A 13,737-nucleotide genomic window follows, 5' to 3' on the forward strand; every position below is an offset into this window, starting at 1 on the left:
CATTTTTGTCATTTCGACGAAGGAGAAATCACATAGGGAGAGCGACGTACTTTACGGATTCAGTGCATGTGATTTCTCCTTCGTCGAAATGACACGGAGTATACTTATTTTTTATTTTGGTAACTCGTACATTTTAGGCAAAGAATTCACCAATGCAGCTCTTGTTTTTTTGGTGAAAGTATTGAAATCACCCGTATTAGAAACGGAACCATTCGGAACGTAATAGCCGTCTTTGTTGTTATTCCAAAAAAGCACATAACTCACTTCAACACTATTGGATGTCAGTGCGCTGTACAAGTAAGTAGAAAACCAATCTTTAACCGGAACAATTGATTCCGTAACGCGGTAACCGGTCTCGGTCAAAGCAGCAATTTTTACTTTGTTTTTGGCTAAATCAGATATTATTTTTAGTTTAGAATTGGCTGTGTTTGCTCCGCTCTGTCCTTTATTATCGAAGTCACCATAATTATCCATTCCCAAAACATCTACATATTTATCGCCCGGATAGCGGCTTAGATAATTACTTTCAGTGGTGTACGAGTTGTCCGGAGAAAAAGCGTAGAGAATGTTGTGAACCCCTTTTGTGTTTTTTAAATAATCCACCGTAAACTTATAGGCAGTTTTGTATTCTTCAGGAGTGCAAAAACTTGCTCCCCACCAGAACCAGCTTCCGTCAAATTCATGAAAAGGCCTGAAGATTATCGGGATTAATTCGCCGTTCGTAGCTTTTAAGTTTGAAACCACGCTGGCTATTTTATCGAGTTTTTTCTTGTACCATTCGTGATTTACTCCGCCAGGCAAAATGCTTTTGAAAGCAGTAGTTTTTTGTTCCGTTGTCATGTCGGAAACATAAAAAGAATCTTCTTTGTTGGGTTCTCTCAGGTGCCAGCAAAAAGTATTGATCATGCCTTTCGCATAAGCCGCTTTTGTATCATTTACCATTTTTTGTTCCTGTTGGAAAAACCAGTTATCCGGCTGATTGTTGTTATTTTTGTCCGTAATAAACATAAAATCGGAACCTAAAACGGCAGGATCAAAACCGGTATTTTTTTTAATATCAGAATCCCCGCCTGCATCTCCGTAAAAACTGTTAAAGGCATCTTGCTGACCAATAGCTGTTTTCGTTTTTGCGAGTTTTTTTAAATTATAAAATAAAGCCACAGTTTCTTTGGTAGCAGTTGCATCCACCATATAAGTGCTGACGTTTGTGGTCGTTAAGGGATCGCTTTGCGTTGGCGGATCTATGATGACTTCGTCGCCGGTGTTTTCGTTGTCAGAAGAGCAGCTTATGACTGTCAGCATCGATAAACTTATAAATGCGGTTTTAAGAAAAGTGGTTTTCATGGGTTAGGTTAGGTTAGGTTAGGTTTTTATTCTGTGAATAAGTTCTAAACAGGCTCGGCTATTGTGATAGGGACATTTCCAGAAACCAGCCTTATCCTTTTCTATTAAAGAATAATCCCGGTAAATGCCCCAAAACCATTCTCCGTTTTTAGCATCCAGAATGTGGTTTTTAATAAAATCCCAGTTTTTGAAAACAATGTCTGCATAATTTTCATCACCGGTAAGCTGATACGCGTTATAAAATCCAATTAAGGCTTCGGCCTGAACCCACCAGTGTTTTTCGGCAACCAATTCGTTCTTTTCAGCATCAAATTCGTACCATAAACCGCCATCGGAATCCAGGCCTTCTTTGGTCACTTCTGCCATCTGAACGGCATGTTTTTTATAGGCAGCAATCAGCGCCTGATCTTCCGAAATCTCTGCACACTGCAATAAAAGCCAGGCTGCTTCGATATCGTGACCGTAGGAGATAACGTCCGGTTTTTCGATCCAGTTTTCATCAAAGAATAAACGTAAATGCCCGGTTTCGGTATTGATGAAATGTTTTTCTATGGTTTGTAAAAGTTCAATAATATCGTTTTGAAGCGTTTTGTCTTTCCATACTTTGAACAAATTGGCATAGGCTTCTACAATGTGTAAATGCGTGTTCATGGTTTTCTTTTCGTTGGCATCTTTGTCGCTCAGACGCAGATCTTCTATGGGCTGCCAATCTCTTGTAAAAGCCTCAAAATATCCTTTTTTTTCCGGGTCGTAACTGTGCTTCTGAATTTCTAAATATAAATTGATGGCTATTTCTAACGCTTTTTCTTCTTTAGAAATAACATAATATTCGGATAATCCGTAAATAGCAAAAGCTAAAGCATAAATTTGGTTTTTAGTATCCTTTGGCGTTTTATCGGCATTGATACTCCAGAATAGACCACCAAATTCGGTATCGTAAAAATGATTCGACAAGTATTCAAAAGCCCTTTGTGCTATTTTTTTATGTTCTTCTTTTTGAGTAACCTGATAGCCTGAAGAAAAGGACCAGAGGATTCTGGCATTCAATACAGCACCTTTTTCAGCACCTTCAATGCTATTTTCGTTATGGTCGATCTGCCCGATGAATCCACCATTTTGGGTATCGATCGAGTTTTTGGACCAATAGCTTAAAATGTTTTCAAGCTCCGATGATAATTCGGTTTTGAGTTGCTTTAGTTGTGCTGACACTATTAATTATATTGCGTTATTTTTATCGATTTGACTGATGATTGTATGTACTGAACCTGCCGAAATAAAGGTGTCTTCAGGAGTATTCATTACATAATCAATTAATTTTTCTACAGATGAAACGGCCACATGCATTCTCGTGTCTGATGAAGCGTAATAGATAAATACCGTTCCGTCAGTGTCTTCAATCCAGCCATTTGTAAATAATACATTTGATACATCGCCGACTCTTTCAATTCCTTCCGGGCCCATAAAATGTCCGGCAGGAACGTGGGTGACTTTGGTAATGTCATGCAAATCTGTCATGAACATATATAAGGTGTAGCGTAAGCCTGCGGCGGTATTTCGAACGCCGTGTGCTAAATGCAGCCATCCTTTTTCTGTTTTGATGGGAGCAGGGCCGGCACCGTTTTTTAATTCATAGATCGTATGGTATTTTTTTCCGAAGATGATTTTCTCGTCTTTTACAACCGGATTTGTCATATCTTCGATATAACCTAAACCAATTCCGCCGCCATTTCCAACATCAATAAAACCATCTTGCGGACGGGTGTACAAGGCATATTTTCCGTTTACAAATTCAGGATGTAAAACGACATTGCGCTGCTGGCCTGTATTTGAAATTAAATCCGGTAATCTTTCCCAATTCACTAAATCTTTGGAACGAACGATTCCTGCATTGGCTATAGCCGAACTGGTATCGCCTTTTGGTGCTTTCGGATCTTTTCTTTCGGTACAAAAAATGCCGTAGACCCAACCGTCTTCATGGTTAATCAAACGCATATCGTAAACGTTGGTGTCCGGTTCTTCGGTTTGTGGAATTACACATGGTTTTTCCCAAAACTTAAAATGATCCACTCCATTTGGGCTTTCCGCTATTGCGAAGAATGATTTTCTGTCAATTCCTTCTACACGAACGGCAAGCAGGTATTTTCCATTCCATTTTAGGGCACCTGCATTAAAGGCGGCGTTGATTCCGATTCTTTCCTGCAAGAAAGGATTGGTTTCTTCGTTAAGGTCAAAACGCCAGTTCAAAGGGACGTGGGCTGCTGTAACCACAGGATTTTTGTAGCGTTGGTATATACCGTTTCCGATAATGTCCTGAGGAGCATTTTTTTGCTCAATCAGTGTTGTATGTTCTTTTTCTAATGCTACTTTTCTATCCTGAAATGTAGTTGAAGTGGCTATTGCTGTCATAATAATCAATTTCTGTATCTGTATTGGTTTTAATGGGTCTGGTCTCTTTTTTCGTTTAAATCCTGTTCTATCGTTTGTAATTTTTCTTCCGATAAAGGATAAAACAAAATAAAAGCTACTGATATAATGGCTGCGATTGCAGGGAGTATGCTTAACATTAATTGTATTCCGTTTTGGGTAACGGCGGTTTGCTCTACATTGGCCTGAAAGCCATAATAGCCCAAAAGCCATCCGGTTCCGGCACCGCCAATGGTCCAGCCGAATTTTTGTGACATTGAAGAAGCGGAGAATACCAATCCGGTTGCCCTGCGTCCTTGTTTCCATTCCGAATAATCGGCACTGTCAGCATACATAGACCAGATTAGCGGGAAAATACAGCCTGCACAAATACTGATCAGAACCTGAAAACTCATAATCAGGAGTACATCTTCTTTTCCGAAGAAATAGAAAATTAAACTCAGAAGTGCTGCTAAAGCCATGGCGCCAAAAAAAGTTTTCTTTTTGCCTATTTTGTTGGCAATAGGAGTTGCAATGATTACTCCGATGATATTGGCAGCCTGCCCCAGCACTAAATAAATGGAGGTTGGCGTCATGTGAAAATCAGTTCCAAACAATGAAAAGTCAAAGTTTACACTGCCGCTTACATAATATTTAAAGTAATAGACTGCGGCTCCGTCACGGATTGAATTGAATACCAAGGCACCAATTCCGGCTCCCAGTAAAATCCACCAGGGCTTATTTTTAAGTAAATCTCTTAAGTCTTCTTTTAAATCGTTTTTTTCGTCGGTAATTGGTTTTACCCTTTCTTTTGTGAAGAAAAAGCAACCCCAGAAGAAAGCTGTTGTGATCACACCAAATATCGAAATTGTAGCCAGCCATCCCGATTTAGAGTTCAGGCTTCCACCAAAGTAATTTACCAGAGGTTCAATTAACCAAAGCGCCAAAAGACTCCCGCCAAAGGCAAAAACCATTCGGTAAGAGGAAAGTGTTGTTCTTTCTTTTCGGTCGGACGACATGACACCCAAAAGGGATGCATACGGAACATTGATTAAAGAATAAATCATCATCATTGCCGAGTAGGTTACATAGGCATAGATGATTTTTCCTTTTTCGTCAAAATCAGGGGTGTAAAAAGTCAGTACTCCGATGATGGCAAAAGGTACAGCGACCCACAATAAATAAGGTCTGAATTTTCCCCATTTGCTTTTGGTGCGGTCGGCGATGATTCCAACAATCGGATCGAAACAGGAATCCCAGATGCGGGTAATCAGAAACATGGTTCCGACTACAGCCGGTGCCAATCCGAAAACATCGGTGTAGAAAAATAAAAGGTACATGCTGAAAATTTTCCAGAACATGGAAGATGCAGCATCTCCAAGACCGTAACCTACTTTTTCTTTTAAACTAATTTTGTCGTGCATTAGGTTTTTTTTTAAGGTTGTGATTTAATTTGGGGGAATTATTTTAATTTTTTCGGAAGATCTTTTTCGAATAAAGTTTTGTCCAGCTTGTAAAAATTGACAAAATCTTTCTCACTTAGCTGCCCGGAATAAGGAACATAATAATGCATTTTTTGTTCTTTTTCCTGCCAGCCGTAGTTTCTCCACAATAAAACATAAGAAATTTTATAGTCTCCAATGGCTTTTAGTAAGGTTCCTGTCCACCAGTCAGCATCGGGAACGGCTTCATATCCGGCCTCTGCCAGCGCAATGGGTTTATGTTTTTCTAAGCCGATTTCATTTAAGATTTTAAATTGTGCCTGAACTCCTTCTATAAATTTTTTGCCCTCTTTGTCATCAGTGTTCTGGTAGGCATCAAAACTCAGCATATCGACATAATTATCGCCCGGATAATTCGTTAAAAAGTCTTCTTTAGAACCAAAACTGCCGGTATTGTAGCTGTAAATTAAATTATGAACGCCTTTTTTTTGCAGGTATTCGAAAGTAAATTTCCAGACGGCTTTAAATTCTTCGGGAGTGCAATTGCCTTTTCCCCACCAAAACCATCCGCCGGTAAGTTCATGATACGGTCTGAAAAGAATCGGAATGGCTTTCCCATTTTTATCTTTTAAGGACAAGAAAAAAGTGGCCGCTTTGTCCAGCCATGAAGTAAATTTTTGATGATTTTCTCCGCCGGGTAAAACGGTCTTTAATGAATTTGGAGTGTTGTCCCAAGCATTTTTTCCTGTTGCAGGATTGTCAAAATGCCAGCTTATGGTCGAGATTCCGCCTCTTTGATTGGCTTCCTGGATGTATTGTTTCATTTTAGCAAAAGGAACTCCGTCTATATTATTGGTATCGTCTTTTTCTAAACCGGCAATGTCCCATCCGTATACCGCAGGATAATCCCCCGTAACCTCTTTTACATCGCTTCGTCCGTCTTCATATTTCCAATTTACACCGTATGCCAGATCATCCTGATGTCCAAACAGAAAGCCTTTTTGCGTTAACTGATTCAGGTTTTTATATAGTGAAACAGTCTCAGGTGTTGCTTTTTTATCTGAAAGTGACAAATTAGTATTACTGCCAATAGGCTGTGAAGAACAGGAAGTCCCCATGAATACTGAGGTTATAAAGATTAAAATATTTTTTTTCATTACGAATAAGTTTGTTTTCAGTGTAATACGTACCAATCATTAAATTAATACCGGGCCCTGAACTGTTTGTTTTTTCAATCGATAATTCAGTATCGTTTGTCGCCTAAAATTATTAAAACTTTAAAAAGATATTATATTAAAAATGATTAATGTTTATTATTAATGTTCTTTTTATAAAATTGATAATTCTATTTTTCAAAGATAAACGGATGTTTATCGCATAATTAATATTATTTTATCAATTATATATCATATTATTGCAAATAGAAAAATTAAATATCACCTCTAAAAACCGATTTAAGATGAGTAGTTCTAAGAATTTTTACAGAGAAATTGCGCCGCTTTCGGCCGGAGACAGTTTTTTAGTTTTCGACAGAGTAAAAGATAGTTTTGATTTTCCGGTGCATTATCATCCGGAATTTGAGATTAATTTTATCTTAAACGGAAAAGGAGTAAAGCGTGTTGTAGGAGATAACATAGAAGAAATTGACAATGTCGAACTGGTTTTAATTGGCCCTAATTTATATCACGGTTGGGAGTTGAATAAATGTACAAGTAAAAAAATTCATGAAATTACAATTCAGTTTCATAATGATCTTTTTCATGAATCTTTTCTTTCCAGGCGTATTATGAATCCGATTCGCGATATGTTTAATCGTTCTATTCATGGTATTTTGTTTTCTAAAAAAGTGGCCGAAGAATTGACACCAAGATTGGTAAGGCTCTCTAAATTAGATGGTATGGATTATTTTTTGGAAATTACCTCTTTATTGTATGACCTGGCGAACTCCAGAAATCAGCGTTTGCTTTCTACCTATACCGTAGATTATGATACGTTTGATGACTATGATAAAATGAAGCTGGTTTATGAATATGTGCAGAAACATTTTGCAGAAAAGATTACACTGGAAGATGTTGCTAATGTTGCCAGTATGTCTATTATTTCATTTAATCGGTTTATAAAAAAACGCACAGGTAAAACTTTTGTCAATTATATAAATGATATCCGTATCGGCTATGCGGCCCGTTGGCTGGTAGAAAAGGATATGAGCGTTTCTGAAGTAGCTTTTAAATCGGGCTTTAATAATATTGCGAACTTCAATCGTAGTTTTAAAGCTACTAAAAATTGTACGCCAAGTCAGTATAGGGAAGATTTTTCTGGATTAAAGCGTATTTTATAGTGATACTTTTTTTTCATAAACAAATATTATTTTTAACGAAATCGTTTGCATTTTAAGCGATTCATTAATTTTAATTTATAATTTGTAATCAAATACCCAATGGTGATTGCGAATAACGCAATTTTTAATGACATTTATTTTTATATGTGTTTTTTTAAACCGATATAGTAAAAATATTATCATCAAATGATATAATACTATCGATTTAATGTTTCCTTCTGTTATAGATTTGTTAAATAATTTAAGAATACAATAACCTACTCTTATTGCTTACTTATAACAATACTAATTTAAACTAACCAAACATTATTATGAAAAAACTAATGACTAATTTCATTCATTGGAATGCTAACCACATAGCGGTTCCTTTGATTTTATTTTTGTTACTGACGAGTAATATAATTACAGCCCAGGTAAAAGTAACAGGAGTGGTTGCCGATGATAAGGGACTTTCTATACCCGGGGCAAATATTACAGTAGTTAGTACTAAAAAAACGACTTCAACAGATTTTGACGGGAAGTATGTAATTGATGCTCCTGCTAATTCGAGCATTTCGGTTTCATTTATTGGATACATTACTCAAACTATCAATGTAAAAAACGGTGGGACGATTAATGTTGTGCTGAGACTTAACGCTGAAGATTTACGTGAAGTACTTGTAAATGTTGGATATAGAAGTCAGAAGAGAAAAGATATTACAGGTGCAGTTTCTTCTGTTTCATCAAAAGATCTTAAGGATTCCCAACAAGTTACTGTAGAGCAAATGCTGCAAGGTAGAGCTGCTGGGGTTGTCGTGACCAATAATTCAGGGAAACCCGGAGGAAGTGTTTCGGTAAAAATCCGTGGAAATGCTTCTTTAGGAGGTAGTAACGAACCTTTATATATAATCGATGGTATTCCGATATCGGGTGATGCTACCAGTCAGGCTACCGGAGGAACGATCGTGAGTGGTTATATCGGAACAAATACAGGGAGTGTGACCAATAGCCCCCTCGCATTTTTGAATCCGAATGATATTGAAACGATGGATATCTTAAAAGATGCTGCTTCTACTGCTATTTACGGTTCAAGAGCTTCTAACGGAGTGGTCATTATTACGACTAAAAGAGGTAAAAAAGGTGCCGGAAGAATAACATACGATACTGCATTTTCGGTACAGGATGTAACCAGATTGCTTAAAACAATGAATTTAAGCCAGTACGCTACTCAGCAAAATGCATTAGCAGAATATTATGGAGTGGCACCAAGAGACGAATTTGCTGTGCCTTCTGTTTTGGGTAAGGGAACTAATTGGCAGGATGAAATATACAGAACAGCCTTAATGACAAGCCATCAGTTATCTTTTTCAGGAGCTAACGATAGTACAAATTATTATGTTTCCGGATCCTATCTGAATCAGGACGGTGTGGTTATCGGATCTGATTTTAAAAGATATACTTTCAAAACCAATTTTGAGTCAAAAGTAAAAGACTGGTTAACAATGGGAGTTAATTTAACAGCAGGGATCACGAATCAGAACATTACCATTGAGGGGTATAGTGATGGTATTATAGGTACAACTATATTATCGACTCCGGATGTTGCCGTTAGAAATTTAGACGGCAGTTATGCAGGACCTCCTAAGGATGGTTCGCAGGGTGCGTGGATTAACCCGGTTGCAAGTACTTTGATGAATACCAATTATTTAGTACAAAAGAATTTTCAAGGGAATTTTTATTCCACTTTTAAATTGGCTAAAGGATTAGAATATCGTTTCGAACTGGGAGCTAATACTTCACTTCAGAATTTCGAAGCATTTCAGCCCACTTACGTTTGGGGAGCTGCTGTAAATAAGGTAAATCAGCTTCAGGAAAGAGCAAATACCTGGTATCAGTTGAATATTAAAAATATGTTGACGTACAGATTTTCTACAGGAAAACACAGTTTTAATTTCATTGGGGCTCAGGAAGCAACAGATGCAACCTGGTTTGGAAATAGCCAGTCTGTGAGCGGATTATTAAGTAATGATGTTCATTCTATCAATCTGGGAGATCCGGATACATTAGTAGCAAGCGAATACAAAGGAAGTAATGCGCTGTATTCTTTTTTCGGGACTTTTAATTATAGTTTTGATAACAGATATAGTATTCAGGGTACGATAAGAGCTGATGGCAGTTCTAATTTTGCCAAAGATAAAAGATGGGGTTACTTTCCTGCAATCTCCGGAGCATGGAATCTTTCTAATGAGAAATTCATGGAAAGCACAAAAGATTACATAGACAATATTAAATTCAGAGTCGGCTACGGTGAAACCGGAAATCAGGTTGTTGGTGGAGGATTATACCTTTCTAACATACAAACAATCAAATCGGCTTTGGGTAATTTCTTTACCGCAGGTAATATCGCAAATCCGGGTCTGACCTGGCAAACTGCAGAAGATACCAACTTGGGACTTGATTTTAGTTTGTTTAAATCAAAACTGAATGCCAGTGTAGACGTTTACAGAAAACAATCTTCAGGATTTTTATTTGTATTGCCGTTGCCAACTTATGTTACAGGTTTAGAGCAGTATCAGGGTGGTTTAGCCGCTCCTACGGTAAACTTGGGTAGTATGAGAAATGAGGGTATAGAAGCTACATTAAAATATTCTAATAAATTCAGTTCTAATTTTTCCTGGGATGTAACGGCTATTTTCTCTAAAAATAACAACAAACTATTAAGTTTAGCTGAAAATTTTGATTTAATAAAAGAAGTTCAGGTGAACGGGTATACTACCAAAACAGTTACGAAAAGTGAAGTGGGTCAGCCAATTGGTCAGTTCTACGGATATCAGACTGTTGGAATCATCCGCACAAACGAACAACTGGCAAATGCTCCAATACCATTTACAGGTAACAAAGCCACAAAAAGTGTTTTAGGAGATGTTGAATATGTAGATCAGAATAAAGATGGTTTAATTGATGAAAAAGATTTGACTTACATCGGAAACCCAATGCCTGATTTTACGTACGGTCTGAACAATACATTCAAATATAAAAATCTGGACCTTACTGTTTTCCTTCAGGGGTCTCAGGGAGGTAAAGTGATGAACTTAACCAGAAGAGCGGCAACAAAAAATCAACGCCTTTACGAAAATCAACTGGCAGAAGCAGCTGATTTCTGGACACCTGATAATCCGAATGCTAAATATCCAAGACCTGACGGCGGAGACGGACATCCTAATATCGCCATATCAGATCGTTATGTAGAAGATGGTTCTTTTTTAAGAATTTCACAACTGACTTTTGCTTATAACCTGCCATCTGATATTCTTTCTAAAACGAAATTAAGCAAACTAAGATTTTATGCAAGTGTTCAGAATTTGTACACTTTCACCAAATACACCGGTTATGATCCTGAAATTGGAGACTATAACCAGAATGCTTTATTAAGCGGAATTGATTCAGGGCGTTATCCTACCAATCGTACCATTACGTTTGGAATGAATGTTGAATTTTAATAAAAACTATTATGAAAATATATAAAATAAATTTTAAAAGCTTAGCACTAGTTGCTTTGCTGGCTTTATCTGCTTCATGTAGTGAGGATTATTTAGACCGACCTACTCAGGACGGATATGTAAGTGATAATTTTTATACATCAGATGAGCAGGTACAACGTACTACTTATGGAATGTATGGAAGAATGTGGGCGCCATTTTTTACAAAATGTTTTTTCGCACTTTCAGAAATGTCTTCTGGGAACTGCTGGTCAAATGTGGATGGAAATGAGGTAATCCAGTTCAAATTAACTTCGGATAGTTTCATTTTATCCGATCCGTGGAGATCTTGTTTTGGTATCGTAGCACAATCAAATGATTTGATCAATAATCTGAATACCAATGCAAAAGCAGGGGTGAGTCCGGATGTGATTAAAAACACAATCGCTGAGGCGCACTTTTTCAGAGCAGTTTCTTATTTCTATCTGGTACGTTTATTTGGTCCCGTGCCGATTATCGAAGATAATTTAGCATTGGCAAAAAATCCTATGGTAAACAACAACAGAATCGAAGATGTATATAAGTTTATCGAAAATGATTTGAAATATGCAGCTGCAAATCTGAAATCAAAAGTGAGGTTAAGAGGTTCAAGTACTGTAAATGTATTTGTGTCACAAGGTACTGCAGAAGCATTTTTGGCAAAAATATACCTGTATCAAAAAGATTATACAAATGCCAGAGCTATGGCAGAAAAAGTAATTAATTCAGGAGAATTTGGACTTTTACCTAACTATGCAGATTTGTTCCTGACCAGTAAAAATAATAACGAAGAGTCTATTTATTCCTGGCAATGGTCGGGGGCTGTAAATGAATATCAGGCAGGAAATCCTTCTAATGTTCAGTATGGTTTAGAAATTTTAAATAATGCATCTTACGGAGCAGTATATGTTCCGTCTAACGATATTCAGGAAGCTTTTGAAGTGGGGGATTTAAGAAGAAAAGAATCGTATATGATCTATGGAGATACATATCCTGGATTACAAGCAGACGGTGTCGTTGGTTTTACATTAGATAAAACAAAATATCCAAACGTATTAGATGCAACTGGTGCGGCAGTAAAAAAATATGTGGTAGGTGAGGCTACGGGAGAGACAGGACCAGCAGATAATTGGGCTTCTATGAGTAACTGTAATTACATCATGCGTTATGCCGATCTTCTGTTAATTCACGCTGAAGCAATATTGGCGGGTGCCAATGAAACAAGTGATGCGAATGCAAAAGAATCTTTTAATAAAATCAGAAGAAGAGCTGGTTTAAGTGAATTAAATACGAATACGCCATTAACCAAAAAAGCCTTGTTTCAGGAAAGACGAGTTGAATTTGCTTTCGAAGGAGAGTTCTGGTATGACTTAGGAAGATTGCCGAGAGCAGAAGCTATTGACATCATTTCGAAACAGGACAGAGGTTCTGATTATGAAGGAGTAAAACATTACACACCGGTTGAAACCGATTTTGTTTTCCCTAAACCGGCAAATGATGTTAGAAAAAATCCAAAGTTAAAAGAGGCTCCGGTTTCTTATGTTTTTAAATAAACTTTAAAGCGAAACAATTATGAAAAATATAAAAAAAATAATGGTATTGAAGTTTTGTTTTTTGGCTTCAATCTTATTGCTTAGTTCGTGTTCAAACGATGAAGGAAGTTCTTCATCAGGGAAATTAGCCGTAACAGGAATTACGAAATCAGTTATTGATGATCCTTTAGTAGAGGGAGACAGACAGGTAGACGTTCCAACTGATGTGATTAATGCAGGGAATACCTATATTATTAGAGGTTCAGGGTTTTCAACTTTACAATCCATATCCTTTAATGGTTTAGAATCTTCTTTTAATCCGACATTGGTAACCGATAATGTTATTGTGGTTTCTGTAGATCAGGACACTCCGTACTTCAATGAAATGGATGAATTGAAGATTGTTACTAAAGTAGGAACATTGAAATATACGGTAAAAGTAAGGCCTCCTTCTCCAAGTATTTCAGGTTTTCCTATTAATCCAAATCCGGGAGATATCATTACGATCAAAGGAGAGTATTTCCTGCGACCAATAGTTAATTTTGGAACCACAGCAGTTGAACCAATTTCATCGACCTTAACTGAAATCACTGTAAAAGTACCCGCAGATATATTATATAAAAAATTATCTGTTACCAATGTTTCCGGAACTACAGTGGCAGCACAAACTTTTGGCAGTGCTATTTATGATGATGCTTATACTTCGTTAAGATCTTATGATGGTTTATGGGATGCAACAAATCCTTATGACATTGCGTATGATAAAGATCCAAGGCAAGGTTCAAAAAGTATTTCGTGGAAAGCCGGTCAATGGAACGGATTGTATATCGGAATTGATAACTCAAAATTTGATATCTCTAAATATAAAGGAATCAGAATAAGTCTTAAAGGACAGAATTCGGGTTCAGTTGGTGTATTTATTAACGGAAATGATAAAATAAAACCGGTTATTAATTTTACATCTGAGTGGACAAATATTGAAATCCTTTTCAATGCGTTGGACAGCCCAACTGAATTAACACAAATCACATTTCAGGAATTTGGAGGTAAAGAAGGAGGAAATACAATTTTTATTGATGATTTAGGTCTGATATTAAAATAGTAAGAATTTTTTAAAAGAGTCCTTTAACAGGATTAACGGATTCTTTTAATTCTTTTCATTGAAAAAATATAAAAAAGAA

At 36.9% G+C, this 13,737-nt stretch carries 9 protein-coding genes; 4 read left to right on the forward strand and 5 right to left on the reverse strand.

Features of this window, described 5'->3' with window-relative positions; translation table 11 throughout:
* Window positions 1-111: 111 nt before the first annotated feature.
* From HAV12_RS06265 to HAV12_RS06285, 5 genes are read right to left on the reverse strand one after another with little or no spacing between them, the layout of a single operon-like run.
* Entirely contained in the window at window positions 112-1,344 is a 1,233-nt protein-coding gene (locus HAV12_RS06265; protein ID WP_171568899.1) for a glycoside hydrolase family 26 protein, read from the reverse strand.
* 18 nt (window positions 1,345-1,362) lie between these two features.
* On the reverse strand, window positions 1,363-2,553 hold the full coding sequence (locus HAV12_RS06270; protein WP_171568900.1) for an AGE family epimerase/isomerase: 1,191 nt from the start codon (window positions 2,551-2,553) through the stop codon (window positions 1,363-1,365).
* Window positions 2,554-2,559: 6 nt separating this feature from the next.
* Window positions 2,560-3,750 carry a glycosidase gene (locus HAV12_RS06275; RefSeq protein WP_171568901.1) on the reverse strand — a complete coding sequence of 397 codons (1,191 nt, stop codon included), beginning with the start codon at window positions 3,748-3,750 and terminating at the stop codon, window positions 2,560-2,562.
* Between the two features lie 29 nt (window positions 3,751-3,779).
* On the reverse strand, window positions 3,780-5,171 hold the full coding sequence (locus HAV12_RS06280; RefSeq protein ID WP_132037955.1) for an MFS transporter: 1,392 nt from the start codon (window positions 5,169-5,171) through the stop codon (window positions 3,780-3,782).
* Between the two features lie 38 nt (window positions 5,172-5,209).
* On the reverse strand, window positions 5,210-6,346 hold the full coding sequence (locus HAV12_RS06285; protein WP_171568902.1) for a glycoside hydrolase family 26 protein: 1,137 nt from the start codon (window positions 6,344-6,346) through the stop codon (window positions 5,210-5,212).
* Window positions 6,347-6,648: 302 nt separating this feature from the next.
* Here HAV12_RS06285 and HAV12_RS06290 point away from each other — a divergent pair, with 302 nt between their 5' ends.
* The 4 genes from HAV12_RS06290 (at window position 6,649) to HAV12_RS06305 (ending at window position 13,658) form a co-directional block, all read left to right on the forward strand.
* Window positions 6,649-7,527, forward strand: coding sequence for an AraC family transcriptional regulator (locus HAV12_RS06290; RefSeq protein ID WP_089478690.1), 879 nt, complete (start codon window positions 6,649-6,651; stop codon window positions 7,525-7,527).
* Window positions 7,528-7,838: 311 nt separating this feature from the next.
* Entirely contained in the window at window positions 7,839-11,006 is a 3,168-nt protein-coding gene (locus HAV12_RS06295) for a TonB-dependent receptor (RefSeq protein ID WP_171568903.1), read from the forward strand.
* An 11-nt stretch (window positions 11,007-11,017) separates the two neighbouring features.
* The gene (locus HAV12_RS06300) at window positions 11,018-12,577 is read left to right on the forward strand and encodes a RagB/SusD family nutrient uptake outer membrane protein (protein WP_171568904.1); all 1,560 of its coding nucleotides are present in this window, start codon (window positions 11,018-11,020) and stop codon (window positions 12,575-12,577) included.
* A gap of 19 nt (window positions 12,578-12,596) precedes the next feature.
* Complete coding sequence (locus tag HAV12_RS06305) at window positions 12,597-13,658, forward strand: IPT/TIG domain-containing protein (protein WP_171568905.1); 1,062 nt, start codon at window positions 12,597-12,599, stop codon at window positions 13,656-13,658.
* Window positions 13,659-13,737 lie beyond the last annotated feature (79 nt).

Origin of the sequence: Flavobacterium sp. CLA17, assembly GCF_013112255.2 — a bacterium.
Taxonomy (GTDB): Bacteria; Bacteroidota; Bacteroidia; order Flavobacteriales; family Flavobacteriaceae; genus Flavobacterium; species Flavobacterium circumlabens.

Coding starts and splice junctions, on each gene's coding strand:
- HAV12_RS06265 (WP_171568899.1), bottom strand. CDS start 1,344: ATGAAAACCACTTTTCTTAAAACCGCATTTATAAGTTTATCGATGCTG.
- HAV12_RS06275 (WP_171568901.1), bottom strand. CDS start 3,750: ATGACAGCAATAGCCACTTCAACTACATTTCAGGATAGAAAAGTAGCA.
- HAV12_RS06280 (WP_132037955.1), bottom strand. CDS start 5,171: ATGCACGACAAAATTAGTTTAAAAGAAAAAGTAGGTTACGGTCTTGGA.
- HAV12_RS06285 (WP_171568902.1), bottom strand. CDS start 6,346: ATGAAAAAAAATATTTTAATCTTTATAACCTCAGTATTCATGGGGACT.
- HAV12_RS06290 (WP_089478690.1), top strand. CDS start 6,649: ATGAGTAGTTCTAAGAATTTTTACAGAGAAATTGCGCCGCTTTCGGCC.
- HAV12_RS06295 (WP_171568903.1), top strand. CDS start 7,839: ATGAAAAAACTAATGACTAATTTCATTCATTGGAATGCTAACCACATA.
- HAV12_RS06300 (WP_171568904.1), top strand. CDS start 11,018: ATGAAAATATATAAAATAAATTTTAAAAGCTTAGCACTAGTTGCTTTG.
- HAV12_RS06305 (WP_171568905.1), top strand. CDS start 12,597: ATGAAAAATATAAAAAAAATAATGGTATTGAAGTTTTGTTTTTTGGCT.